The 24,751-nt window shown below is 62.3% G+C and carries 23 protein-coding genes; 12 read left to right on the forward strand and 11 right to left on the reverse strand.

Translation table 11 applies throughout. The annotated features are described in order from the left end of the window. Positions 1–5: 5 nt before the first annotated feature. Complete coding sequence (locus AWC12_RS18080) at positions 6–1,202, reverse strand: amidohydrolase family protein (RefSeq protein WP_085175975.1); 1,197 nt, start codon at positions 1,200–1,202, stop codon at positions 6–8. Positions 1,203–1,345: 143 nt separating this feature from the next. On the opposite strand from AWC12_RS18080, the gene AWC12_RS18085 reads away from it, so the two are divergent. Both AWC12_RS18085 and AWC12_RS18090 read left to right on the forward strand, forming a co-directional pair. After that, a complete protein-coding gene (locus AWC12_RS18085; protein WP_085175977.1) occupies positions 1,346–2,491 on the forward strand; it encodes an acyl-CoA dehydrogenase family protein in 1,146 nt (381 codons plus the stop codon). After that, positions 2,488–3,393 carry a TIGR03619 family F420-dependent LLM class oxidoreductase gene (locus AWC12_RS18090; protein WP_085175979.1) on the forward strand — a complete coding sequence of 302 codons (906 nt, stop codon included), beginning with the start codon at positions 2,488–2,490 and terminating at the stop codon, positions 3,391–3,393. Before AWC12_RS18085 ends, AWC12_RS18090 begins: the two co-directional genes overlap by 4 nt. A gap of 7 nt (positions 3,394–3,400) precedes the next feature. Here AWC12_RS18090 and AWC12_RS18095 read toward each other — a convergent pair whose 3' ends face one another. Continuing rightward, positions 3,401–3,841 (reverse strand): nuclear transport factor 2 family protein, encoded by a 441-nt coding sequence (locus AWC12_RS18095; RefSeq protein ID WP_085176048.1) that lies wholly within the window; start codon positions 3,839–3,841, stop codon positions 3,401–3,403. Positions 3,842–3,890: 49 nt separating this feature from the next. Between AWC12_RS18095 and AWC12_RS18100 the strand changes: the two genes are divergently transcribed. From AWC12_RS18100 to AWC12_RS18110, 3 genes are all read left to right on the forward strand, one after another. Beyond that, complete coding sequence (locus AWC12_RS18100) at positions 3,891–4,526, forward strand: cysteine hydrolase family protein (protein WP_085175981.1); 636 nt, start codon at positions 3,891–3,893, stop codon at positions 4,524–4,526. Positions 4,527–4,609: 83 nt separating this feature from the next. Then, complete coding sequence (locus tag AWC12_RS18105; RefSeq protein ID WP_085175983.1) at positions 4,610–5,809, forward strand: amidohydrolase family protein; 1,200 nt, start codon at positions 4,610–4,612, stop codon at positions 5,807–5,809. Beyond that, positions 5,806–6,282: a MaoC family dehydratase gene (locus AWC12_RS18110; RefSeq protein WP_085175985.1), complete on the forward strand. Its 477-nt coding sequence runs from the start codon at positions 5,806–5,808 to the stop codon at positions 6,280–6,282. Before AWC12_RS18105 ends, AWC12_RS18110 begins: the two co-directional genes overlap by 4 nt. Before the next feature lie 64 nt (positions 6,283–6,346). Here AWC12_RS18110 and AWC12_RS32085 read toward each other — a convergent pair whose 3' ends face one another. From AWC12_RS32085 to AWC12_RS18155, 9 genes are all read right to left on the reverse strand, one after another. Next, positions 6,347–6,856 (reverse strand): Rv2253/PknI dimerization domain-containing protein, encoded by a 510-nt coding sequence (locus tag AWC12_RS32085; RefSeq protein WP_085175987.1) that lies wholly within the window; start codon positions 6,854–6,856, stop codon positions 6,347–6,349. Then, positions 6,853–8,412: an MCE family protein gene (locus AWC12_RS18120; protein WP_085175989.1), complete on the reverse strand. Its 1,560-nt coding sequence runs from the start codon at positions 8,410–8,412 to the stop codon at positions 6,853–6,855. Before AWC12_RS18120 ends, AWC12_RS32085 begins: the two co-directional genes overlap by 4 nt. Next, on the reverse strand, positions 8,413–9,603 hold the full coding sequence (locus tag AWC12_RS18125) for an MCE family protein (protein ID WP_110808678.1): 1,191 nt from the start codon (positions 9,601–9,603) through the stop codon (positions 8,413–8,415). It abuts the gene before it with no gap. Beyond that, positions 9,600–11,003 carry an MCE family protein gene (locus tag AWC12_RS18130; RefSeq protein WP_085175991.1) on the reverse strand — a complete coding sequence of 468 codons (1,404 nt, stop codon included), beginning with the start codon at positions 11,001–11,003 and terminating at the stop codon, positions 9,600–9,602. Before AWC12_RS18130 ends, AWC12_RS18125 begins: the two co-directional genes overlap by 4 nt. After that, on the reverse strand, positions 11,000–12,082 hold the full coding sequence (locus AWC12_RS18135; protein WP_085175993.1) for an MCE family protein: 1,083 nt from the start codon (positions 12,080–12,082) through the stop codon (positions 11,000–11,002). The genes AWC12_RS18130 and AWC12_RS18135 overlap by 4 nt, the downstream gene beginning before the upstream one ends. Further along, the gene (locus tag AWC12_RS18140; protein WP_234814072.1) at positions 12,079–13,086 is read right to left on the reverse strand and encodes an MCE family protein; all 1,008 of its coding nucleotides are present in this window, start codon (positions 13,084–13,086) and stop codon (positions 12,079–12,081) included. The genes AWC12_RS18135 and AWC12_RS18140 overlap by 4 nt, the downstream gene beginning before the upstream one ends. Positions 13,087–13,100: 14 nt before the next feature. Continuing rightward, positions 13,101–14,330, reverse strand: a complete 1,230-nt coding sequence (locus AWC12_RS18145; RefSeq protein WP_420087725.1) for an MCE family protein — start codon at positions 14,328–14,330, stop codon at positions 13,101–13,103. A 174-nt stretch (positions 14,331–14,504) separates the two neighbouring features. After that, positions 14,505–16,892, reverse strand: coding sequence for a CaiB/BaiF CoA transferase family protein (locus AWC12_RS18150; RefSeq protein ID WP_085176052.1), 2,388 nt, complete (start codon positions 16,890–16,892; stop codon positions 14,505–14,507). Between the two features lie 41 nt (positions 16,893–16,933). Beyond that, the gene (locus AWC12_RS18155) at positions 16,934–18,394 is read right to left on the reverse strand and encodes an aldehyde dehydrogenase family protein (RefSeq protein ID WP_085176054.1); all 1,461 of its coding nucleotides are present in this window, start codon (positions 18,392–18,394) and stop codon (positions 16,934–16,936) included. Positions 18,395–18,593: 199 nt separating this feature from the next. Between AWC12_RS18155 and AWC12_RS18160 the strand changes: the two genes are divergently transcribed. Genes AWC12_RS18160 through AWC12_RS18190 form a run of 7 tightly spaced genes read left to right on the forward strand, consistent with a single transcriptional unit; the run spans position 18,594 to position 24,744 of the window. Continuing rightward, a complete protein-coding gene (locus AWC12_RS18160; RefSeq protein ID WP_165762824.1) occupies positions 18,594–19,823 on the forward strand; it encodes a cytochrome P450 in 1,230 nt (409 codons plus the stop codon). Further along, entirely contained in the window at positions 19,823–21,004 is a 1,182-nt protein-coding gene (locus AWC12_RS18165) for an acyl-CoA dehydrogenase family protein (RefSeq protein ID WP_085175998.1), read from the forward strand. The genes AWC12_RS18160 and AWC12_RS18165 overlap by 1 nt, the downstream gene beginning before the upstream one ends. Before the next feature lie 36 nt (positions 21,005–21,040). After that, the gene (locus AWC12_RS18170) at positions 21,041–21,589 is read left to right on the forward strand and encodes a MaoC family dehydratase (protein ID WP_085175999.1); all 549 of its coding nucleotides are present in this window, start codon (positions 21,041–21,043) and stop codon (positions 21,587–21,589) included. Between the two features lies 1 nt (position 21,590). Next, on the forward strand, positions 21,591–22,004 hold the full coding sequence (locus AWC12_RS18175) for a Zn-ribbon domain-containing OB-fold protein (RefSeq protein WP_085176000.1): 414 nt from the start codon (positions 21,591–21,593) through the stop codon (positions 22,002–22,004). Positions 22,005–22,022: 18 nt separating this feature from the next. After that, entirely contained in the window at positions 22,023–23,129 is a 1,107-nt protein-coding gene (locus tag AWC12_RS18180) for an acyl-CoA dehydrogenase family protein (RefSeq protein ID WP_085176002.1), read from the forward strand. Further along, positions 23,126–23,578, forward strand: a complete 453-nt coding sequence (locus AWC12_RS18185) for a MaoC family dehydratase (protein ID WP_085176004.1) — start codon at positions 23,126–23,128, stop codon at positions 23,576–23,578. The genes AWC12_RS18180 and AWC12_RS18185 overlap by 4 nt, the downstream gene beginning before the upstream one ends. Further along, positions 23,575–24,744, forward strand: coding sequence for a lipid-transfer protein (locus tag AWC12_RS18190; protein WP_085176006.1), 1,170 nt, complete (start codon positions 23,575–23,577; stop codon positions 24,742–24,744). The genes AWC12_RS18185 and AWC12_RS18190 overlap by 4 nt, the downstream gene beginning before the upstream one ends. Positions 24,745–24,751 lie beyond the last annotated feature (7 nt).

Raw genomic sequence — 24,751 nt, forward strand, 5'->3', positions numbered from 1 at the left:
GAGCACTAGCCTCGGCGCAGCAGCTGATCGGCGTTGTCAACCATGATGCGCTTTTTCGCCGCATCGTCGAGCGGGTCGAGCAGCTTGACAAAATCAGCCGGTTCAGCCAGGCCCTCGGCGTGGGGGTAGTCGGATCCCATCAGCAGACATTCGTCGTAACCGAGTCGACCCACGATCTCGGGGATGTCGTCCTCCGGATAGGGCACGACGCCGACATGCCTACGGAAAATCTGGGACGGCTTCTCGGTGAGTTTGCCGCCGATCCACGGGCCGTTGCGTCCCATCCCGCGGCTCTTGTCCATGTGAATGACGAACTGGGGCACCCACTCTGCACCGTGCTCGGCCACCAGCACTTTGAGATCGGGGAACCGACCGAAGAGGTTGTCGAAGATGAGCGCCGACAAGGTGTCCTCGATTGGACGTTGCCCATAGATGTTCATCCACTGCCACGCCGACATGTGCCAGGCAGCGGGGTCGGGGTTGTGGCCCCACGCAGGAGAAATGGCATTGAAATACCAGAACGGCTGGATGTGGAAGACCAAGGTGCAGCCTGCTTCTTGCAACCGGGCGTAGATCGGATCGAAGTATGGGTCACCGGGAGAGCGGCCGTGGGCCGGTCCGGTGGGCAACAGCACCATCTTCGCTCCCTGCTCGATGATGGCTTCGGTCTCGGCGATCGAGGACGGCAGGTCGCGCAGCGACAGAAGGGCTGTCGCGTACAGTTTGTCCTGGTAGTTGAAGCCCCAGGTTTCGTCGAACCAGCGATTGAACGAGCGCAAATTCGCATACAGGGCCTCGGTGTCATCCACATAGTGCTCTGCGGCCAGCGCCATACCCGCCGGGAAGATGATCGCCCGCTCGACGTTCTGTTCGGCCATGACCTTCAACCGAGGCTCGCGCTCCAACCACTCCGGTTGCATGGGCTGTGGCTCATAGGTCTCGTCCGGGTTCCCCGAGCCCATTTGCTTGAGCATCTCTTTGAGCGAACCTGGGCGGTAGGCAAGGTCGAAGCCGAGGCCGGCCTCACTGTTGAATGTGGCGACTCGATGTCCGGCGAGGATCACCTCTTTGCCGTCGGCCGCCCGCACCGGCGCGATCGCCCTGTCGTGGAAAGCTTTGGGCAGGTTACGGGTGAACGCGTCCCGAGTTTCGTAGCAGTGGGTGTCGCAGTCAAAGATCCCGTAGTCGAGTTTGGTCGTCACCGCGCTGATCCTTCCGGTGAGAATGATTATTCTCTGATTTCAGAAAACATACTATCGTGTTTCGCAAATGCCTATCCCGGGTCGGGCCGGCATTCGCTTTGAGCGGCGCGCAACGCGCTGATGCACCCGCATTCGAGGGAGATATGACGCCAGCAACGGCACAGGCGGCAAGTGAACTGGACTCGGTCAGGACGGCTGTGCGTGAGTTCCTTGCCCGGGCGTCCCCCAGCTCAACAGTGCGCGCCCTGATGGACACCGAGCGCGGATACGACGATACGGTGTGGCGGCAGATGGCCAATGAACTCGGGCTGCACGGAATCGCCGTCCCTGAGCGGTGGGGCGGCGCCGGCGCAGGAATGCCCGAATTGGCGGTCGTCTTCGAGGAGATGGGCGCGGCGCTGTTGTGCTCACCGTTCTTCGCCACCGTGGCACTGGCACTTCAGGCCCTACTCAGTAGCAATGACGAGTCCGCCGTCGAAGAGTTCGCACCTGCGCTGCTCGACGGCAGCCGCGTCGCAACTCTCGTGCTGAACGGTACCCTCGACGCGTGGGATCCGGGCGCCGTAACGATCGCTGGGTCTCAGAGCGACACTGGCTACCGGCTGTCCGGCAGCGCTCCTCTCGTGCTTGACGGTTACACCGCCGACCTCATTCTTGTCGCCGCCAACACGGTCAAGGGCACCTCGCTGTTCGCCGTCGATGCGATGGCCCCCGGGCTCGAGCGCGAGCCCCTTCGCACACTGGACCGAACACGAAAGGTCGCGCGGCTGCGCTTCGACAACGTCTCAGCCCGGCTGATAGGTGCCGACGGCGAAGCTGCCGCGGGACTTGCTCGCACCGCTGATCTCGCGCTGGTAGCGCTTGCCGCCGAACAGCTCGGCGCGGCCCAACGCTGCCTCGACACAGCCGTGGCCTACGCCAAGGAGCGCATTCAGTTCGGCCGTGCCATCGGCAGCTTTCAGGCAATCAAGCACCGGTGCGCAGACATGCTGCTGCTGGTGGAAGGCGCGCGATCAGCGGTATTCCACGCGTCCAACGCAGCTGACGATCGTGACCGTGCGCTCGCCGCGTCGGTGGCCAAGGTGGCGTGCTCGGAAGCACTGCTCCACGTTGCCCTCGACAGCATGCGGATCCACGGGGGTATCGGCTTCACCTGGGAACACGACGCGCACCTCTACGTGCGGCGCGCCAAGTCCGCGGAGCTGATGTTCGGAGATCCCAACTTTCACCTCGAGCGCTTGGCCGAGCTTGTCCCATCTTCACGTCATCAGCCGGAAGGATCCTCGTGACCCTGTCATTTTCCCTCGAACTCCCCACTCACCGAGTGGAGGACCCCGCGGAGTTCGTGACCGCAGGTGCTATTGCGGACATCGCGCAAGCCGCGGAATCCGCGGGTTACGCCGCGGTGCACGTCACCGATCACCCGGCTCCGGACACCAAGTGGCTGGACCACGGTGGGCACCACGCCCTGGACCCGTTCGTGGCACTGTCGTTTGCAGCCGCGGCGACCACGACGGTCAAACTGCTCACCAATGTCTACATCGCGGCCTACCGCAACCCCTTACTAGGTGCGAAGTCGATCCAAAGTCTGCAGGTGCTTTCGGACGGTCGATTGATCATCGGCACAGCCGCGGGCTATTTGAAACCCGAGTTCCGCTCGCTGGGTGTCGATTTCGACAACCGAGGGGCACTGCTGGACGAGGCGCTCGACGTACTGGCCCAGGCTCTCTCCGGCGAGGATGTCGCCTACACAGGTTCCACCTTCCAGGCCCGTGGGGTACGTCTTCGACCGATCCCGGAGGTGCTTCCACCGATCTGGATCGGTGGCAACAGTAAGCGCGCTGTGCGGCGTGCGGTGTCACGTGGCCAGGGTTGGGCCCCTTTCAACACCTTCGGCTACGCGACAGCGTCGCGAACCGCCGAGATCTCCACGCTCGACGAATTGGAAGCGGCGATAGCGTGGGCCCGGTCGTACGCCTCCGAGATCGGCCGCATCGAACCGCTCGACATCTGCTTCTCGGCCGGAAACATGTTGCACGACAGCAAATCCACAGACGAACGGCATGCCGTTATCGAGCGCCTGATCTCCGCCGGGGTGACCTGGTTGCCCATCGCGCCGGAGGGCCGCGATCGCAGCGAGGTGATTGAGCGCGCCCAGGCCTTCGCCAAGGAATTCATCGCCTCCCCCTAGCCCGCTCTCACTGCGCCATGAGACTGGCCTTGGAGAAGGCGTCGACGCTAATCCGGCGGGATGCGAACAGCCACCGGTCCCCTATCGGCGTCAACACGTCTCGGTAGCGGCCCCAATGATCCAGCCCGATGTCGGTATACACCGCGAAGTAGCTGCTCGCCTCGACCCGATCGGCGGCCACAGAGATGAACCGGACGCTCGAGACATGGTGCCGAACAAAGGTGGGCGCCAACCGCATGGATTCTCGCGGTCCGCTCATCGCCGCCGCGAGGCCGTCCGCGATCGCTTCTGGACCGGCAAGCGGTTGCTGCCCACCGGTGAACTGCAGGATGCCCTCTGCGCCGAAGCACGCTGCCAGCGCCTTGAGATCAAACCCATCTGTGGCGGCGGTGTAATCGGCCAGCGTCTGGCGCACCGACTCGCGCACCTCCAGCTCCCACATCTGCATCTGCACTCCTCTGGAAATCCTGCTTGAGCACACGATAACGTCTATTCTCATGCCAGCACCGCGCCTCACCGACCTTCTTGTCCCTGCCACCACCGCGCTGGTGACGCAGGAGTGCCAGGGTGGCGTGATCGGGTCGCAGGCCGGCCTGCCGATGCTTGCGGACGAGGCACGCCGCGAAGCAGTTCCCAACATCGCCACATTGCTCACAGCGGCCCGGGCGGCAGGAGTAACCGTGGTGCACTGCTTGATTCAGCGTCGTCCGGACGGACGCGGCTCCAACACGAACGCGAGGCTGTTCGCGGCCGGGACGTCGTTCACCGCGGATCTGACCCCCGGTGGTCCCGGCGCCACTCTCCTACCCGAATTCACACAACAAGCAGGCGATCTGGTGTCGACCCGCACGCACGGCCTGGGACCAATGACCGGAACAGATCTTGATTTCATTCTGCGCAATCTGAATATCAAAACCATTGTTGGTGTCGGTGTTTCGGTGAATGTCGCCATCACGAACTTCGTCATGGACGCAGTGAACCGCGGGTACCAGTTCGTCCTACCCCGCGATGCCGTCGCCGGAGTCCCCCGCGAGTACGCCGACGCGGTCATCGACAACACCCTGTCGCTGCTGGCCACCGTGACCACCACCAGCGCAGTCGCCGACGCGTGGACCCGATCAACGTCACCGTAACCCCGATATGGAGCTTGCACCCGCCAAGTGATAACGTCGTTTCCACAAAACGTAAATGCTGATATTCGCTGCTCCGAGGAGGAATCAGCCCCATGACTCGCCGTCTTCCGTACCCGGTGTTCGACATCGACAACCACATGTACGAAACGAAAGACGCCCTGCTGAAGTACCTGCCGAAGCAGCACAAGGGCAAGGTCGGCTACGTCGAGGTGAACGGCCGGCCCAAACTGGTCGTCAAAGACCACATCAGCCACATGATTCCGAATCCCACCTTCGAACGGGTGGCACGGCCAGGCAGCGCGGAAGACTACTTTCTGGGTAACAACCCGGAAGGACTGAACTTTCGTGAGTTTATCGGCGACGCAATGGACATCATCCCGGCCTACCAAGCGCCGGCTCCCCGGCTTGAGCTCATGGACGAATTGGGCATCGACCAGTGCGTCATGTATCCGACCCTGGCAAGCCTCATCGAGGAGCGCACCACCGACGATGTCGTGCTGACACACGCCATCATCCACGCCCTCAACGAATGGATGCACGAACACTGGACGTTCAACTACGAGGACCGCATCTTCGCAACGCCCGTCATCTGCCTTCCCCTAGTTGACGAGGCAATCAAGGAGTTCCATTGGGCCCTGGAGCGGGGGATGAAGACGTTCCTCGTTCGGCCGGCGCCGGTACCGAGTCGGTTCGGTGGCTCCAGGTCCATGGGACTCCCCGAGTTCGACCCGTTTTGGGCCGAAGTGGTCAAGGCAGACATCCCGGTCACGTTCCACGCCTCCGACAGCGGTTATCAGAAGCACCTGATGGAGTGGGAGGGCGGCGACGAGTACCTGTCCTTCAAACCGAGCGCGCTGCGTGAAGTCGTCATGGGCTTCCGGGCCATGGAGGACACGCTGGCTGCGCTGATCTGCCATGGTGCGCTGTCGCGCTTCCCCGAATTACGGGTTCTCGTGGTGGAAAATGGCAGCGGATGGGTCAAGAACCTGCTTCGCCAGCTCGAGAAGGCCTACCGCGTGATGCCCAAGGAATTCGACGAGCATCCCGTAGAGGTCTTCAAGCGCAACGTCTACATCCACCCGTTCCTGGAAGACGATGTGAAATCCATCGTCGACATCATGGGCGAGGACCACGTCATGTTCGGGTCGGACTTCCCCCACCCCGAGGGCATCGGAGACCCTTTGAGTTTCGTCGACCGTCTCGACGGCATCTCTGAGGAGGGTAAGGCGAAAATTATGGGCGGCAACGCGATCGAACAATTGAGGCTGAAGGTCAAGGTATGACGCAGACAGCTGCGGCACCGACTCATTACGACGGTATCGCCGGCTTCGAGTCCCGCGTCGGCGAACACCTCGGCTACAGCGGGTGGCGACAGGTCACGCAGAAGGAGGTTGACCTTTTCGCCGAGGCGACCGGGGATCACCAGTGGATCCATGTCGATCCGGAGCGAGCAGCCAACGGACCCTACGGCACGACCATTGCCCACGGCTACCTCACCTTGTCGTTGGTGCCGATCCTGGTGCAACAGATCTATAAGGTCGACGGCCTATCGATGCAAGTGAACTACGGCGTGGACAAGTTGAGGTTTCCCGCGCCCGTGCCGGTCGGCTCTCGGATCCGTGCGGGTGCCGAGCTCATCAAGGTCGACCGCAATGACAAAGGCGGTCGTGCCACGGTTCGGGTCACGGTGGAGGTAGAGGGTTCCGACCGTCCAGCGTGCGTGGTCGACACAATCGCCGCCATGGTGGACGCCTGATCAGTGTGTGTCGGTGATCAGGTGACTCAACGCCACCGAGGCCCGATGCCAGCTGTCGCCGAAATCAGCCCGGGGTCAACAGGAGTGGCAACTTTATCGAAAGCCAGCGGTTGATTCCGCATGCCCCACTAACGCCAACCGTTTTGTCCCAGCCGATCAAAGTGGCAGGATTTTCGGGGTCCCGCCAAAAGGTGTAGGTCTGGTGGCCCGGCCACGAAGAACCGTCGGGACACTGCTGCCAACCTTCTAGCGTTCTGCGGACGTACCACACGTTGCTCACATACTTTGTGTCCGAAGTCCAGCCTTGATTGCTGATCACCGTTCCAGTGCAGGACTGATAGTCACTACAGGTCGATTCGAAGACCCACCTCGCTGAGACTGTCGGCCGCGGGTCGAGTCGCTCGTTGGTCTTGGCCCACTCCCCATCGGAGACCACGTCGAACGAACCGTTGAGGGCGACTCCCTCGCCGGGGTCAGCCTCGGCGTGAAGCGTTCCAACAGACGCCATCAACACCAGTGACAGTGACGTGACAGCAATGGCTCTCCAAGCCGATCGGCTCGTCGGCTCGGTCATCCAGCGGTACCCATCGGAAGCACTACATCTCTCCAGGTCCGAGAAGAACCGGGTGTCACGAGATCGGTCTGAGTCCGGGCAAGTCCGTCGGCACCGATATACCGCCCGGTCCGGGGGTCGTACGGAACCAGCGTGACGGGCGGCCGCGCGGCGCTCCCGTCGAATGCCGACGGCGCAGCGCCGGGTACCGTGCCTGGGTCTAGCGGGCTGGGCGGTACGGGCGGATTACCAACCGCGGGCGCCGGAGGCGTCACAAGCGTTCCCTCAACCGGGGCGGTGATCTGCTCGCCACCCATGATGCGGTCGTCCGGCGGAATGCCCTGAGCGACCAGATTGGGATCGATGGGGTTGGGCCCCAGAGCATGCTGGCGCATCGCCAAGGGCTGGTATTCGTTCGGACTGTCGCAAATCTCTACAGTCGGTGCGCGTTTCCCGGGGTGGCCCATACATGGCAGGTTTCGCGCGCCACGCACAGCGATCGGAGAGTCCTGAGGAAGCTTGCAGTAGAGGCCATCTGGAGTATCGAGAGTGGTGGTGTCGGCGGGCGACCTCCATTGGGACGGCGGTAGGAACCCGACCGTGCACGCGGGAGGATCGCTTGCCTGAAGCCGGAAATTACCCAGCGGCAGACCCGTGGCGTTCTTGGAGGGTGAAATCTGATCGAATCCACCCAGAAAGGACGGCAAGAGAACCAGAACTTGTTCCAGGCTCGGGTTGTACGTAACCGCGACCTGGCCGAGGCTTGTCATGTTGGCGAGCAGGATGGGAAGCGTCGGCTTGACGGCATCGAGCAGCGCCGTGACTTCATCAAGGGCAGCGGGTCCCCTTTCCAGTATCGTCCGGATGTCAGAATCGTTGTCGCGCAATTGCTGCGTGACCGACGCCAGGTCCCGTGCCCAGTCACGGGTGTCCTGTGCGGAAGCCGACAAGCTGTCGAGGAGCGGTTCGCTGTCGTCGATGAGCTGCCCGATCGGCTCCCGCGTGGCATTCGCCTCCGCGGATAGGCGCGCCGATGAATCCACCAGCGACCCGAGGTCGTACCCTGCGCCGGCGAATGCCGCGGCGGACTCATCCAGTAGGGCGGCGAGCGTGTCCTTGGGTACCGACTCCAGGAGTTCAGCGGTCCGGTCGAGCATCGGGCCCACCGGTTGCGGGATGGTGACGCTGGATTGGGGAATGATCGAACCGTCTTGAAGGTACGGGGGCGAAGGATGCCGTGGAAGCAGGTCGACGTATTGCTCGCCGACTGCGGACATGCTTCGGACCTCGGCGTGCAGATCGGCCGGGATCGCGGGCGATGAAGTCAGAGACAGCGTCGCCCTGGCACCGATCGGAGTGAGGCCGATGTCGGTGACTTCGCCGACCTTCACACCCCGGTAGGTGACATTCGAGAACTGATATAGACCCCCGCCTGCCGGTAGTTCGAGCACCACGGTGATACGGCCGATCCCGACGAACACCGGCACGTTGAGATAGCGTAAAGCCATCACGCTCATGCCGACGAGTGATGCGATGGTAAAGATAATCAGCTGCGCTTTCACGAAACGGGTGAGCACTCAACCCCCCGGAGTTGTCGGGTCGGACGGCGTGACTGCTGCGGGTGGCGCGCTGGGGCCGGCGGGCGCGGGTGGCGGCTGCAACGGCGCAGTCAGGGGGTCAGGTGTCGCCGGCGCGTAAAATTCGTCATACCCCGGATCACCCGGTACCGGCACCAGGGGAACGCGGCCGTCACCGAACCTCGTTCCCGACAACAGTGTTCGCTTTAGTCTGTTGACGGTCAGATCAAGGACGATGTAGAGGTTCATGTAGTCGCCCTTAACACCGCGGTCCACAACATTCTGGCCATAGGGAATGGTGGTGACGTAGGCCAACGCCGTGGAAATCTCTGGTCCCACATCCGCGAAGGCCTTCAGCGCAGGCGCCAGATGCGTAAGATTTTCCACCAGATCCACACTTGTCTGCTGGACTAGTTGTGTTGTGAGATCGGAAAATTCGCGCGCTTTGTCCAGTGCAGTCATCAACTGCGGACGGTCATCGAGGAGAACGTCCAACGCAGGCGGTAGTTCCCGCAACGTTCGGCTGATGATGTCTCGCTGCTCGGCAAGCTGCGCGCTTAGTCGGTTCATCGACTCTATAACCGCGATGACATCCGTTCGCTGGCGATCGAACGTCGACACAAATGAGTCGAGGCGCCTGAGAACTTCGCGGACTTGTTGCTCGCGACCACCCAGGGCCGTATTCATCGTGTGGATGATATCGCCGATCTGGCCCAGTCCACCCGCATTCACGACTGCCGAGAGCGATGACAGGGTGCGCTCGGTTGAGGGGTACGTCGATGAGCGGTTGAGCGGGATGGTGCTTCCAGGACTCAGCCGCCCCCGCGGGGGCTTTCCCAGCGGCGGGTCCAAGGCAAGGTGCATCGAGCCAAGCAGGCTGGTTTGTCCCACGGCGGCAACCGCATTCGCTGGAACGACAACATCACCCCGGACGAAGATCTCGACATCGGCGATCCAATTGACGACCTCTGTGCGACCGACACTTCCGACCACGACGTCGTTGATCATCACGGGTGAGTTCGGTTCGAGTGAACCGATATTCGCGATTTGAACGTGGTAGGGGTTACCGTCGCGTCCCACAGTGCCCGGCAGCGGCAAGGAGTTCAGCCCGTCGTAGGCGCACCCCGCGGCCGCGACCACCGTCAGGATCAGCGCCCCGACACAGCGCACCTGCCTGATGAGGGTCATCATGGCGGCGTCCCATCGACGGGCGCGGGGGGCGGCGCCGGTGTGGCTTCTGCAGGTAACAGAGGCCCAGGAACGGGTGGCGGCGGAAGGGTCGTGGCAGGCAACAACAGTTCGGGCAGCGAACTCGGCGGAGCGGGCGGCGGACCGTACCCCGGTGGTGGTGCGACATCACCCGCCCCTGTGTATGCCGAGACAGCCGGCGGCGTTTCGGGAGGCCCGGGCTTGCCGCCGCTGCCGCCAGGGGCCAGGCCTGGTTCCGTGTAGATCATTTGGGATGGTGATGGGACGCCGGCCAGATAGGGATTGACCGGGAATGGAAGGTAATTGAAGTTGATGGTGTTCAGCGCAGGTCCCAGATACTGGGCACACAGCTTCGATGTCTCGGGAGCCGTGACATTCTCGACGGCACCGATGGCCGAACAGATGAAGGAGACGGGGTTGGAGAAGTTGTTCAAACCGAACACACCGTTGATGCCTCCATCACGCGGATCAAAGAAGTTGACGGTGTTGGCCAGCGCAGTCGGCGCTACGTGAAGGATCTGCTCCAGGTCCTTCTTGTGGTCGACAAGGTTCTGCGTGACGTTGGTAAGGCGCTGAACTTGCTCAACTGTCTGATCCCGCGTTCCAGCGATAAACCGCTGTACCTCGACGACCACCTCAGCGACGTCGCGTAACGCGGCGTCGAGGTCAGACCTGCTGCCATCAAGGACGCTGGACAACGTCGCGAGCCTCCCCTGGAACTGCACGATTTGTTCATTGCTGTCTCGTAGCGCCGTGATGAAGGTCTGCAGCCCTTTGATCACCGCAACGATGTCGGAACTGTTGTCGGACAGAAGTCGGCCGGCGCCGGCCAGTTGGGTCAGCGCCTCTCTGAGTTTGGCACCGTTGCCGCCCATAGCGTTCGCAGTGCCGTCGATGAACCGCGAGATCGAGGTGTCGCCTTCTGGTGTCGCTGGACCCAACTCCGTTGCCAGGCGGGTTAATTGGCGCTTGACTTCGTCCCATTCGACTGGGACAGCTGTCCGCTCCAGTGGAATGACGCCGTGATCGGGCAGCAATGGACCCTCGTCGACGTAGGCCGGCGTGAGTTGCACGAAGCGGGCCGAGACGAGGTTCGGCGCGACGATCACCGCGTTGACATCCGCAGGGATCGGTATGTTGTGCCCCACCGCGAGCTCGATGTCGACCTGGTCGCCATTGGGAGTCACGGCCTCTACGGACCCGATCTTGACACCGGCGACGCGCACCTCGTCGCCGGGATAGAGTCCGGTGACGTTGGGGAAGTGGGCAGTCACTGTTCGTGGTCCAAGAGCACGCTGGTAGACCATAGTTGCGATGCCCCCGGTCAGTGATACCGCCAGCATCATGGCTATGACCCACACGGCTCTTCGATGTGTCATCATCGCGGCCGCTCAGGTATTCCGTTGTAGGGGAACGGAAGTTCCGCCCGCGGTCCGGCGTCGTCGGGCGGTTGACCGGCATTGACACCGCGTCTGAATCCGAAGGCGTAGTCGAGGAACGGCTGAAGGAACTGGCCTGGAATGAGGTTCGGCACGTACGCGTTGTAGAACGGTCCGCTGGCGACGATTTCGCTGAACGCGCTCTGAAACTTCGCAAGGCTGGGAAGTGCCTGGCTCAGCTTGTCGCGATTGTCCTCCAGCACCGCGAGGACGCCATTGAGCTTCTCGAGGGCCGGAGCCAGCTGCTGTTCATTCTCCGCGACAAGGCCGGACAGGTTGTTCGCCAGAGCCGATGTATCGGCCAGCAGGGCTGCGATTGCCCGTCGCCGATCAACCAGCACGCCCAGTAAATCGTTGCCGTTGAGGATGAGGGAGTTGACTTCCTGACTGCGCTGCGCAAGCACGCTGGTGATGTTGCCGGCTTGGTCGAGCAATTCGGTAATGGCCTCGTCGCGACTGTTGAGCGATTTCGACAGTCGGGAGAGTCCGTCGAAGGTCGGTCCAAGTTGTGGCGCAATCTGATCGAGGGTCGACGAAAGCGTATCCAGGGACTGGTTGAGCGCCTGAGTATCGGTTCCCTTCGTATTCGTCGTGAGATCACCAATCGCTTCGTTGAGCGCATAGGGTGATGAGGTCCGAGACGCAGGGATGATGTCCATCGGACGCAGGGACTCGGCGCCGTGTGATTCCAGCGTCAGCATTCGCTCCCCCAGCAGCGTGCCCGTGCGGATATGCGCGGTGGTTTGCGCGCCGAGTGACACACCGCTGTCCACGGTAAATGTGACCCGGGCGGCGCCGCGTTCGAGAACGATCCCTGAGACCGTACCGACCTCGACGCCGGAGACTTTGACGTCGTTGCCCACTCCGAGCCCACCCGCATCGGCGAACACTGCCTGGTATCGGATTTTTGTCGCTTGGCCTACCAGTTGTTCCGGATTGAGGCCGACGACGATCACCAGTAGAACGAGAACACCGCCGATGAAGCCTGCGCGGATCAGACCTGCGCTGCGATACTTGATCATTCGGGTTCAGTGCACCTCCCGCCGTCTTGTTCGATCCACGGGAACTGCGCGGTGCGGCCCTGCAGATCTGATACACGTACCGTGATCCCGCACAGGTAGTAGTTGAAGAAGTTGCCGTACGCACCCAGGCGCATCATCTTGCGGTAGTTTTCAGGCGCTTTCTGAATCGCGGTGCCCAAGCGATCCTTCTGGGCATCGACGTTGGAGGCCAGGCGACCGAGTTCGGACACTGTGGCTGCCAGAGGCGGGCGTGCTTGACCCAGCAGCTCCGACACCGCCGCCGTTCCCTTACTGAGCGACTCGATGGAAGCCCCGATGCGATCACGATCGGTGGCCAATTCCGAGACCAGTCGGTGCAAACGCTCCAGCGTCGCCGAAAAGCGTTGACCGTCGTCGGAGATCGTCGCCGTGGCAGTCGCCAGATTGTCGATGAGTTGCTCCAAGACCTCGCTGTTGTCGGCCAGCGTGTTCGTGAAAGAAGATGTACGAGACATCAACGATTCCAGGGTGCCGCCCTGCCCCTGGAAGATGTCGATGAGTGATGTGGTCAACGCGTTCACGTCCTGAGGATTGAGACCGCGGATGACGGGCTTGAGTCCCCCCAGAAGCTGATCGAGGTCTAATGCCGGCATCGTACGGTCCTCGGGGATGCGAGCCCCTTCGGACAGGAACTCGGTCGACCCTGGGTCGTTGACGAGTTCCAGATATCGATCCCCGACCAGGTTCAGGTAGCGGACCGCGGCCCGAGTTCCTTTCGTCAGCACAAGACTGCGGTCGGCGTTGAACTCCACACTTACCGACTTGTCCGGACGCAGTTTCACTGACTCCACGGTCCCGATCCGGATCCCGGCGACCCGAACTGTGTCTCCTTCTTTGAGCCCGGACGCGTCGACGAACGACGCAGAATATGGGACGGCCGAGCCCGACCGGTAGCCGCTGAAGGTCATGATCAAAAGTGCGGTGAGAATTGTCATCACCGTCGCGAAGATCGCGAATTTGGACATTGCTGCGAAACTGTTCATCCCGGCTGGCCGATCTGCGCGGTATTTCTGGGCGGCCCTGCGATGGGACCGAACAGGAACTGTTTCAGGCCATCGGCATTCAGAAGGATTCCAGGGTTGTTGTACTTGAAGGGGTTAGCGCCGGTGTCGGCGACGACGAACGGAACACGCGTCTCGAAGGGAAGTTTCGGAAGCCCGACGCACTGGGGGCCGCCGGTGGCCGCCACCTTCGGCAATTCGGTCGGGTAACGGTATCGTTCGGCGGCGAGATTGAACCCGGTCAGCACGATGGCCCCGGGCTTTTCCAACGGAGCATTTTCTTTCTGGAGATCGAGCATCGTCGCCAGGGAGCAATACACCGCGTCGCGATACTCATCGAGCAGCGTGGTCGTGGGGAGAAGCAGCCGAAGTACCTCGGTCAGTGGCCGACTGTTGGTCGCGACGACCTCACTACCGGTCCCGGTCAGGCCGATGGCGCTGAGCAGGAACTTGTCGAGTTCTTGCTGTTGGTCAACAAGGGTTCGACTGAGCTCACTCGTGTTGTCCGCGAGTGAAAGTAGATCGGGCATGGCGTCGGCATATGTGCCGATCACTGCCGGTGCCAGAGCGAGATCATGAGAGAGCGCAGGCAGATGTGGTTCTACTGACCCGAGCAGCGAGTTCAGTTCGTCGATGGTGGAACCGATGACACCTCCGCGGCCGCCGATTCCCTGATCGATCGCTGTCAGGATTCCGTTCAGCTTCTCTGGCTCGATGGCGTCCAGCAGCTGTGTGAGGCGTTCGAACACGGTGTTGATCTCGACGGTGACGTGTTCGGCGTCAAGAACCTGCCCCTGCCGTACGGATTCCGAGGCGGGTGTCGCAGGTGGGATCAGTTGAACGAACTTCGCGCCGAACACTGTGGTCGATGCGATGTCGACCCGCACATTGGCCGGGATCATGGGTACCGCAGCCGGGTCGAGCGAGAGCTGGAGGACGGCGTATCCATCGGCGCCGTCCCGAATCGCGCTCACGGTGCCGACCTGAATGTCTCGCATCTTCACCTTCGCGTCCGGGTTCATGACCAAACCCGCACGCTCCGAAAGGACGACGACATCCACCGATTCCGTGAAGCTGCCCCGGAAGAGACCGATGGAGAGCGTGATCACTGCTGCCGCCGTCAGGACGGAACAGAATCCCAGCACCGGGCGAGTGAACCTACCGATGACGGGCTCCCCGTCCGCTGGCGGGGAGCCGCCACCTGCTATCGACGCGATAGTCCGTCGATTGTGCGCTTGTCGGCAACAGCACGTCCCTCCGCCTTCTGCGTGGTCTGGTGGTCCCCGACGCGGACCGAAAATTACGCCTTTCAGAAACGTAAATACGTATTTCCGTCAGGTAAGCAGATCGTATAGGAGCTTCGATGCGGTTACTAGGAAATCTCAGATGTTGAGGATGCGTTCGCCGATGACATTGCGGGCTCGTAGCGCGGCGATGTCGCTGTCGGAAAGTCCTTGAGCGCGCAATACCTCGTTGTTGTGCTGACCCAGGGTTGGCGGTGCAGTCCTGTGCTGGTGTGTGGGCCCAGGGCTGATCCGGAACGGCCAACCTGGGTATCGGTGGCGACCGGTGACGGGGTGCTCCAGGTCCTCGTAGTAGCTCCGCGCCTCGAGTTGATCGATTTGATACATGCGATCAGAGGTGAGTACGCGTTCGGCGGGTACGCCGCGGGCCCCGAGCTGCTCTACCGCGTCGTCGGGATTGAGGCGGGCACTCCAGCCTCCCAAGATCGTGTCGAAGTCCTCGTGATGTGCGAGTCTGGCGCTCGCACAGAAGAATCGGGGATCCTCGGCCAGCTCGGGACGTCCGAGAACCTCGACTGTCGCTTTCCAATCGGCGTCATCGCGCACGCTGACTGCGATCCATTCACCCTCCACGGCAGTGGCGTATACCCCTTGGGTGAATACCCGGTGCCGATTACCCTCGCGAGCCTGCACCGTACCTGTGAGCGAAAACTCGATGACCGGTTCAGCGGTGACGGCGGCACCCACTTCTATCTGGGCGACCTCGATCAGCTGCCCCTCGCCCGTCCGATCCCGGTGTTCAAGGGCCGCCAAGAGGGCGACCCCGGCGTGCACTCCGGCGATTGGGTCGGCGGGACCCTGCAGATTGCACGGAGGCCCATCGTTGTAACCGGTGACCGAAGACATACCGGACAACTGCTCGATGTTGAGTGCCCATCCGACGTAGTCGCGCCACGGGCCAACAAGGCCGAACCCGGGCATCCGCACCATGATGAGACCTGGGTTGATCTTGACCAACGAGTCGTAATCCAGCCCGAAGTTCTCAACAACCCGGGGTGAGAAGTTCTCCACCACGACATCAGCCTCGGACGCCAATTTCTTTGCGATGTCCAGACCTTCGCGTGACGACAAATCCAGTGTGACGTCACGCTTGTTCAAATTTGTGCCCTGCCACAGCGGTCCGCGCTCGTACCAGTCGTCGCCCTCGCGCAGCAATGCACCGGAATACCGATGGCTGTCAGGTCGTTGGATCGACTCGACCTTGATCACATCCGCACCGAACGCACCGAGGTAGCACGTCAGATATGCGCCGGCCCAGAACGTGCTGAGATCGAAGACCCTCAGACCGGCTAAGGGCAGGGCCGAATCCAAACCGGCGTTGGGCACAACCGGCAACGGGTGTGCCGGCCACGTGTCCTTCGGAGCGGGTCCAAGACGTGGGGCTGGCGGTGACGATACCGCGCCGGATGCGCGGGACAGTCGGAAAGGGGGTCCCGGCCGCCGGAATCGCTGTGACTCAGCTCCATTCGCGGCAGATTCGATGAAGAACCCCCGCTCCGCGTATTGGGGACACTCCACGATGGAGGCACCGTCGGTAACAGGTGCGGCGGGGATACGCATCGCTTGACTGATATCGACGATCTCGGCCACCGTCATCGAGTCGAACCACGGCTGAGCCTTGGCAAAGAACTCGTCACGTTCCGGCCCACCGAGCATGATCGCGAGCTGATGTTCCTCGAACTCCGGCAGGCCCACCATCGCGCAGACGTCCAGCCAGTGCTGCCCGGTGAGGCAATTGACGCCGACCCATCCGTCGGATGCGCGAACGATGCCCAACATCGGCGCCGCTTTGGCATTGGTCGGAAGGCCCATGCTGCGCAGTCGCTCGGCGAGCAACATCGGATAAGGCAATGTCGACAGCAGTGATTCGAACATCGAGACATCCACCTCGACTGGGCGCTTACTCGCGTTACGCGCAATTCGCCACGCAGTCAACGCACCCAGCGCCGCATAGGCGCCTGGAATGTACTCCGGAATTCGCCCACCCGCCTGCACTGGCGGCCGCCCAAACTCCCTGTCATTTACCCATCCCGAAGCCGCCTGCAGCGTTAGGGCGGTCGTCTGGCGGTCGCGCAGCGGACCGTGCTGGCCGAAGTCAGAGATGCGCACCACGATCAGACCGGGATTCGCCGACTGCAGCTCATCGATGTCGAACACGGCATTCCACCGTGACAGTGCACCCGGGGCCAAGTTTTCGACCAACATATCGGCATCGGCGAGCAGTTCGTGCAGCACTGCGATGTCCTGGTCGTTACTCGGATCGACTGTGCCGCCGGTCTTTCCGGAGTTGAGGTACTCGAAGAGGCCGCCCTGGTCGGGTCCCACCTCACCTCGGGCGAAAGGGCCCCAGAAGCGTAAGGGATCGCCGGACGACGGTTCGACCTTGTGGACATGTGCGCCCAAATCTGCGAGCAACTTGGTGCAGTACGGTCCTGCGATGTGTTCACCGACTTCGACGACTCGCAGCCCCTGTAATGGCCCTGTCTGTGCTTGAGGATTCGCTCCGTTCACGCCGGCACCCCGATCGCCTTGGGCTCCATGTAGGAACGCAACCCCATCACGCCGCCCTCGCGCCCGATGCCGCTCTGTTTGAACCCACCAAAGGGGGCGTCACCGGGAATCGTTCCATTGATCGAGACCTGCCCGGTCCGAATTCGCCGGGCGATGGCCAATGCACGCTCGACGTCGCTCCCCCAGACCGCCCCACCCAACCCGTACTGCGAATTATTAGCTATCGCAACCGCTTCGTCGTCATCGCGATAGCGCAGCACAGTCAGCACCGGGCCGAATACCTCCTCCTGGGCGATGTATGAATCGGCGGTAGCACCGGTGATAATGGTCGGCTCGAAGTAGAAGCCCTTGTCCAAATGTTTGGGCCGGGCGCCGCCGGTCACCACGGTGGCGCCATCACGTTCCGCCTGTGCGACGAACTCCTCGACCCGGTCCAGGTGCTCACGGCTGATCAAGGGGCCCATCGTCACGTCGGGGTCGCTGGGATCGCCGGTGACGGTCCTGCTGGCGGCGTCCACCAGCCCTCCGACGATCTCGTCGTGGAGTGCGTCCGGGACGAGCAGACGGCTGTTGAGGATGCAGGCCTGCCCGGCATGAAGCGTGCACCCCTCGAACAGCAGACGCTGCAGAAGTTCATCGTCGATATCGGCGTCTTCGGTCACAATGGACGCGGATTTCCCGCCACACTCCAATAGAATTCGCTTCATCGTCTCGGCGGCCCCCGCCATCACGCTGCGGCCCACCGCGGAGCTTCCGGTGAAGCTGACGAGATTCACTCGCGGGTCGACCGTGAGGACTCGACTTGCCTCGACGCCGGTGGGAGTGACCACATTGACCACGCCGGCAGGAATGTCGGTCTCTTCGTCGATGATCCGTGCGAGCGCCAGGCCCGCAAGCGGAGTCAGCGGAGACGGCTTGAGCACCACAGTGTTTCCGGCGGCCAGCGCCGCCCCTACCTTCATCGCATTCAGGGTGTGCGGGAAGTTCCACGGGGTCAGGATGCTGACCACACCCAGCGGCTCATACCGAAGCAGGGTGTTTCCGGCGGCACCCCAGGCATCCATCGGAGCCTCAGCCGGCTCCATCGCAAGCTCTGCGGCGTGGCCGACCATGAAGGCGGGGCCCTCGACGTGGATGATGCGCTCGTTTGCCGAACAGCCCCACTCGGCTTGTGCCAAAGAGTTGATCTCTTCGGCGCGGGACAACATCGCGTCGCTGAGCTGCTGAATGCAGCGTGAGCGTTCCGCAGGGTCGAGCGCACTCCAGCGACCGGAGTCGAATGCCGATCGAGCCGCGACGATCGCGTCTTCAACCTGCCCAACGCTGGCATCGGGCGCGGTCGCTATCGGCTCCTCGGTCGCGGGATTGAGGACGTTGTAGCGGCCGGCATCGGGGTCGACCCACCGGCCGTCGATGAAGTGTCCATACGTGTCGACGAGGGGACGCGAGTCTGCCATCAGCGGTGTCGTGCCTTTCCGGCCTGCGAATGCGTGCCACCGAGCAACCGGCGACCACATTGCCCTACATATCGACTCCGTGTGTACACCTCACGACGGTGACGAGTCAATGAATTGCCATTTGAACAGCAATAACGCCGATTGACATGCCGTCACCGCTTGAGGTAGACACTGTATCCGTCGGACATATCAATCTTCTATGTACGACGAACTCAGGCCGACCGGAAGGCGCACCGTGCCGACATCCACAGTCCCGCTGCATTCACCGGACTTCTACGCCGGCGACCCGTACCCGGCGTACAAGGAGTTGCGCGGCTCGACGCCGGTGGTATGGAACGACGTCACCAATTTCTGGGCGCTGCTCAAGTACGAAGACGTCCGCTACGTTTCCGGACATCCGCTGCTGTTCTCGTCGACGCAGGGGATCACCATCCCCGATCCGACGCTGCCTGAACCTGTTCAGGAGGGCAACTTGATCTTCACAGACCCGCCCCGGCACCGGCAGCTCCGCAAATTGATCAACTCCGGGTTCACCCGTCGTCAGGTGACATTGCTGGAGCCCAAGGTGCGCGAGATCGTCAAGGGCATCCTCGATGACGTCGACCCGTCCCGTCCGTACGAGTTCGCCGAGGAGATCGCCGCACCGCTGCCCACTCGGATGATTGCCGAAATGCTGGGCGCCCCGCCCGAGGATTGGGAACAGTTCCGCACCTGGTCCGACGCTGCCGTGGGCGGCGACGACCCCGATATCGAGATGGACCCGCTCGTCGCGATGGCCGAGTTGTACGAGTACTTCCTGAAATTGATCGCCATCCGACGCTCCGGGACCCTCACCGACAGCGAGGATCTCCTGTCGATCCTGGCCGCAGCCGAGGTCGATGGCGAACGCCTGTCGGACGAAGATCTGCTCAATTTCTCCTTTCTGCTACTCGTCGCCGGAAACGAGACCACGCGCAACCTCATCGCTCTCGGGACATTGGCACTGATTGAAAACCCGGACCAGTTCGCCTTGTTGCGTGCCAACCCCGATCTGATGCCGAGCGCCGTCGAGGAGATGCTCCGGTACACCAGTCCGGTGACCCACATGGCCCGCCGCGCCACAGAAGACGTGGAGATCCGAGGTCAGCGAATCTCGGCCGGCGACACCGTGGTGATGCTCTACGGCTCAGCCAATCGCGACGAAGAGATCTTCGGGCCGAGCAGTGAAGTGTTCGACATAACCCGAAACCCCAATCCGCACATCGCCTTCGGAGCCGGCGAGCACGCATGTCTAGGAGCCCAGTTGGCGCGGATGGAAGCACGAATCATGTTCGAGGTTCTGCTCGGCACCTATCCGACCATCGAACTCACCGGAGACGTCACCCGCCTGCGCGCCACCATGGTGCCGGGCGTCAAGAGCATGCCGGTACGACTGGAAGCGAGCGTCTGATGGACTTCGACTACACGCCGGAACAGATCCAGCTTCGCAAGGACTACCGCGAACGCCTCGAGGCGGTGATGACGCCCGAGCGGCGGGCAGCCGTGGCCGGACTGATGGAAGGCGGCGCTGCCATCGCCGAAGTTCGCCGAGCACTCGGCGCGGCGGGGCTGCTCGGTGTCGCGTGGCCCACCGAATACGGCGGCCACGGCCTAAGCGCGCTGGAGCAGTACATCTTTGGCGAAGAGGCGCGCCGGGTCAATGCACCGTTGCCGATGATCACGCTCAACACCGTGGGTCCCACGCTGATCCAGTTCGGTACCGAAGAACAGAAATCCACGTTCCTGCCGGCCATTCTGAAGGGAACCGTGGAATTCGCGATCGGGTACTCCGAGCCCGGCGCAGGCAGTGATCTCGCGTCTCTGCGGACCACCGCGGTACGTCAAGGAGACGAGTTCGTGATCAACGGCGCAAAGATGTGGACAAGTGGGGCCGAATTCGCCGACTACATCTGGCTGGCAGCGCGCACCGACCCGGAGGCCAAGAAGCACAAGGGCATTACGGTTTTCATCGTGCCGACTAGTTCACCGGGGTTCTCGTGGAAGCCCCTCCGCACCATGCCCGGGGTGTCGACGTATTACACCTTCTACGACGACGTCCGCGTTCCCGCCAGCGCGATCGTGCTCGGCGAGAACCAGGGCTGGAAGCTGGTCACCAATCAGCTCAACCTCGAACGCGCAGCGCTCGGCAACCTCGGAGCTCTCGAACCGCTTCTCCAGAAGACACTGAAGTGGGCGCGTGAAACCCCGCTGGACGATGGCGCGGTGATCGACCAACCCTGGGTTCAGCAGGCCCTGGCCCGCGCCGAAGCACAGGTCGCGGCGTACCGCCTGCTCAACCTGCGCGTGAACGCAAACATGGGCTCGAGTGCGCTGGGTATGGCCGAAGCCTCAGCCGCAAAAGTCTTCGGTACAGAGCTCACCCAACAGGTGGCACGCGAACTGCTCGACGTCGTCGGCCACGCCGCAGTGCGTAAAGACGACGCCGCCCCGTTGAAAGGCGAACTGGAGAGCGCCTACCGCCTCGCCGTCATCAACACCTTCGGCGGAGGCGCCAACGAACTTCAACGCGACATCATCGCGATGGCCGGTCTCGGGATGCCTCGGGCGCCCCGCGATATGCGGGCCTCGTGAGAGAAGGGACGGCTCACCCGATGGAAGGACAGATACGTGTCTGAGTTCGACAAGGACGAACTGCGCAAGCGTCTCGATGCGCTGATCGGTCAGCCGATCAGCTCGGGGCAACCGGTGAAATCACCGGACCCCGTGAACGCAGCCATGATTCGGCACTGGGCATACGCGCTATGCGACTTCAACCCCGCATACCTCGACGAGGATTTCGCGAAGAACTCCCGTTATGGCGGCATCGTCTCACCGCCTGTCATGCTTCAGTCCTGGACGATGGCTCCCCCCAAGATCGAGGGCATTCACGACCGCGGCGGTGTCCCCGTTGAACTCGGAGAGAATCCTTTGCAGTTTCTCGCCGACGCCGGATACACGGGAATCGTCGCGACCAACTCCGAGTTCGAGATCGAGCGATACCCCCGAGTGGGTGACGATCTCACGGCCGAGACAGTGTTCGAGACAATTTCGGATGAGAAGAAGACCGCGATGGGCACCGGCTTCTTCGTCACCTGGGTCACGACATACCGCAACCAAGATGGCGAGGTCGTCGGTCGACAGCGCTTCCGCACACTGCGATTCAAGAAGGGGGGCTGACATGGCGCAACGACTCGCGCCGTCGATCAGCCCGGACACCGAATTCTTCTGGTCGGGGCTCAAAGAGGGCGAGTTGCGCATCCAGCGTTGTGTCAGCTGCAAGACCTTGCGCGTACCGCCGCGGCCGATGTGCGGCAACTGCCAGTCTCTGGAATGGGATTATGTCGTCTCGACTGGTCGCGGGACCGTGTACAGCTTCGTCATGCCGCAGTACCCGCCGCTGCCGTTCCTGCAGTACCCCTATGTCGTGGCACTGATCGACCTCGACGAAGGTGTTCGCATCGTCTCAAACCTGTGCGACATCAACCCCGATGACATTGAAACCGGGATGCCCGTCGAGGTGTTCTACGAGACCTTCGAAGCACTCCCCAGCGGAAACGAGCTGGTATTGCACCAGTTCCGCCCCGCCAGCTGAACCGAGGCGGAACAGAACATGGACTTCACCTTTTCCGAAGAACAAGAAACCATTGGCAAAGTTGCCCGCCAGCTCTTCGAAGCGCGTGCCACTCCCGAGCGTCTCACCGAGCTCGAAGCCGGCGAGGTGCGCTTCGACGACGCATTGTGGCGCGAGCTCGCAGCATCTGACCTGCTGGGTATCGCGCTGCCAGAGTCCGTGGGCGGCAGCGGGGGCAGCTTCCTCGATCTGGGAGTCCTGCTTGCAGAGGTCGGCTGGAGCGTGGCACCGGTACCGGTGTACGCGACACTTGCACTTGGAGCCGATACCATTGCACGACACGGTGATTCGGAGCTGCAGCAACGCTATCTGTCCGGGGTCGTCGACGGCAGCGTCATCCTCACAGCTGCGCTAGCTGAACCCGGCAACTCCAACCCAGCACTACCGCGGAGCACCACCGCACGCAAGGACGGCGATGCCTGGCTAGTCGATGGCGCCAAAGAGTTGGTGCCTGCGGCTCAACTGGCACACGCGATCGTCGTGTCCGCCCTCGCCGACGGTGAGCCGGGCCTTTTCGTCGTCGACACGGACGCAGCGGGGGTCGACGTCACACAGGTGGAAACCACCAATGGCGAACCGTACGCCCAGGTGAGCTTCGCCAACGCTTCCGCCCGTCGTCTCGAGGGCGAGGGTGACATTGTGGGGGCGTTGTACACACGAGCTCTGGTGGGCCTGTGTGCAATTCAAGTCGGCGTCACCGAGCGGGCGTTGCGGATCGCCGCGTCCTACACAGCCGAGCGTGAACAATTCGGTCGGCCGATCGGGTCTTTTCAGGCGGTGCAGCAACGTATGGCCGACGCCTTTATCGACACTGAGGCAATTCGGTGGACGACATGGCACGCCGCATGGCTGATCGCCGAGGCCAGACTGGCTGATCGGGAAGCCTCGATTGCGAAGTTCTGGGCAGCTGAGGCCGGCGCCCGTGTCGTCGCCACTGCCCAGCAGGTGCACGGCGGTATGGGAATCGACATCACCTATCCGGTGTCCCGCTACTACCTGTGGGCCAAAGACATCGAGCTCGCGCTCGGATCTGCCTCGCAGCAACTCGCCCGCCTCGGCGCCGCATACTCGGAAGGACCGAAATGACCTCCACCGCCACGCGCACGACGACCTTGGCGTTCGACGCCGTCAACGTAGGTGACGAGATCACGCCGATGGACGTTCCCGTCACCACCACGTTGATCGTCGCCGGTGCCATCGCCTCGCGGGATTACATGCCTGTGCACCACGATCGCGATTTCGCGACCGGACAGGGTTCCCCGGATATCTTCCTCAACATCCTCACCACAAATGGTCTTTGCGTAAAGTTCCTTCACGACTGGGCCGGTCCTGAAGCGATGGTGAAGAAGCTGTCGATCCGTCTGGGGGTACCGGCGTTTCCCAATGACCCGCTGCACTTCACCGGTAGCGTCACCGGCAAGTCGGTGTCGGGTGATGAGGGCCTCGTCGAGGTCACTCTCAAGGGCACCAACAAGCTCGGCGACCATGTCAGCGGTACCGCGGTCCTCAGTCTGCTAGACGGAGTTCAGGCATGAGGGACGGGATCGGCGGTCGGGCAGCGCTGGTCGGCATCGGTCAGACCGAGTTCTCCAAGGAATCCGGCCGAACCGAGATGCAGTTGGCGTGCGAAGCCGTGAAGGCAGCCATCGATGACGCAGGCCTCCGTCCCAGTGACATCGACGGCATGGTGACCTTCACCGTCGATGAGAACGAAGAGATCGAAGTCGCCCGCAACGTCGGCATACAGAACCTCTCGTTCTTCACGCGCGTCCCGCACGGTGGTGGCGCCGCTGCGGGAACAGTCATGCAGGCGGCGATGGCCATTGCCACCGGGGCGGCCGAAGCGGTGGTCTGCTACCGGGCTTTCAACGAACGGTCCGGGTTCCGGTTCGGTGGAGCTGGTCGTCAGCCAGGCGTCACGCCCCTGTGGATGGCGCCCTACGCACCATTCGGGTTCATGACGCCGGCCGCCTGGGTGTCCCTGCACGCGCAGCGCTACATGTCCACCTACGGTGTGACCAACGCCGATTTCGGCAAGATCTCGGTGATCGACCGCAAGCATGCCGCCAATAACCCTGATGCGTGGTTCTACGGGAAGCCGATCACGATCGAGGACCATCAGCAGTCGCGCTGGATCGTCGAGCCGGTAGTACGGCTCCTCGATTGTTGCCAGGAAAGCGACGGCGGGGTCGCAATGGTGATCACCAGTGTCGAAAGGGCTCGCGACCTGCCCAATCCGCCGGCAGTCATCACAGCGGCAGCCCAGGGGGCGGCCTACGACGGCGAGGTGATGACGAGTTATTACCGTGACGACATCACCGGATTGCCGGAGATGGGTGTAGTGGGCAACAAGCTCTGGCGTGATTCAGGGCTCACACCCGATGACATCTCCACCGCATTCCTCTACGACCACTTCACCCCTTTTGTGTTCACGCAACTCGAAGAGTTGGGTTTTTGCGGTCGTGGCGAAGCCAAGGACTTTGTGTCCATCGACGACCTGTCCCTTGGCGGGCGGATGCCGATCAACACCAACGGCGGGCTTCTCGGCGAGGCATACATCCACGGCATGAATGGCATCACCGAAGGCGTACGACAAGTGCGCGGTACGTCCTACAACCAGGTGGACAACGTCGAGCATGTGCTGGTCACGTCCGGTACCGGCGTACCTACCAGTGGGCTCATCCTGGCCCCTCTCGGCTAACCTCTCC

The sequence above is a fragment of the Mycolicibacterium iranicum genome, assembly GCF_002101705.1.
Lineage (GTDB): Bacteria > Actinomycetota > Actinomycetes > Mycobacteriales > Mycobacteriaceae > Mycobacterium > Mycobacterium iranicum.

Coding starts and splice junctions, on each gene's coding strand:
- AWC12_RS18085 (WP_085175977.1), top strand. CDS start 1,346: ATGACGCCAGCAACGGCACAGGCGGCAAGTGAACTGGACTCGGTCAGG.
- AWC12_RS18095 (WP_085176048.1), bottom strand. CDS start 3,841: ATGCAGATGTGGGAGCTGGAGGTGCGCGAGTCGGTGCGCCAGACGCTG.
- AWC12_RS18100 (WP_085175981.1), top strand. CDS start 3,891: ATGCCAGCACCGCGCCTCACCGACCTTCTTGTCCCTGCCACCACCGCG.
- AWC12_RS18110 (WP_085175985.1), top strand. CDS start 5,806: ATGACGCAGACAGCTGCGGCACCGACTCATTACGACGGTATCGCCGGC.
- AWC12_RS32085 (WP_085175987.1), bottom strand. CDS start 6,856: ATGACCGAGCCGACGAGCCGATCGGCTTGGAGAGCCATTGCTGTCACG.
- AWC12_RS18125 (WP_110808678.1), bottom strand. CDS start 9,603: ATGATGACCCTCATCAGGCAGGTGCGCTGTGTCGGGGCGCTGATCCTG.
- AWC12_RS18130 (WP_085175991.1), bottom strand. CDS start 11,003: ATGATGACACATCGAAGAGCCGTGTGGGTCATAGCCATGATGCTGGCG.
- AWC12_RS18135 (WP_085175993.1), bottom strand. CDS start 12,082: ATGATCAAGTATCGCAGCGCAGGTCTGATCCGCGCAGGCTTCATCGGC.
- AWC12_RS18140 (WP_234814072.1), bottom strand. CDS start 13,086: ATGTCCAAATTCGCGATCTTCGCGACGGTGATGACAATTCTCACCGCA.
- AWC12_RS18155 (WP_085176054.1), bottom strand. CDS start 18,394: ATGGCAGACTCGCGTCCCCTCGTCGACACGTATGGACACTTCATCGAC.
- AWC12_RS18160 (WP_165762824.1), top strand. CDS start 18,594: ATGTACGACGAACTCAGGCCGACCGGAAGGCGCACCGTGCCGACATCC.
- AWC12_RS18165 (WP_085175998.1), top strand. CDS start 19,823: ATGGACTTCGACTACACGCCGGAACAGATCCAGCTTCGCAAGGACTAC.
- AWC12_RS18175 (WP_085176000.1), top strand. CDS start 21,591: ATGGCGCAACGACTCGCGCCGTCGATCAGCCCGGACACCGAATTCTTC.
- AWC12_RS18180 (WP_085176002.1), top strand. CDS start 22,023: ATGGACTTCACCTTTTCCGAAGAACAAGAAACCATTGGCAAAGTTGCC.
- AWC12_RS18185 (WP_085176004.1), top strand. CDS start 23,126: ATGACCTCCACCGCCACGCGCACGACGACCTTGGCGTTCGACGCCGTC.
- AWC12_RS18190 (WP_085176006.1), top strand. CDS start 23,575: ATGAGGGACGGGATCGGCGGTCGGGCAGCGCTGGTCGGCATCGGTCAG.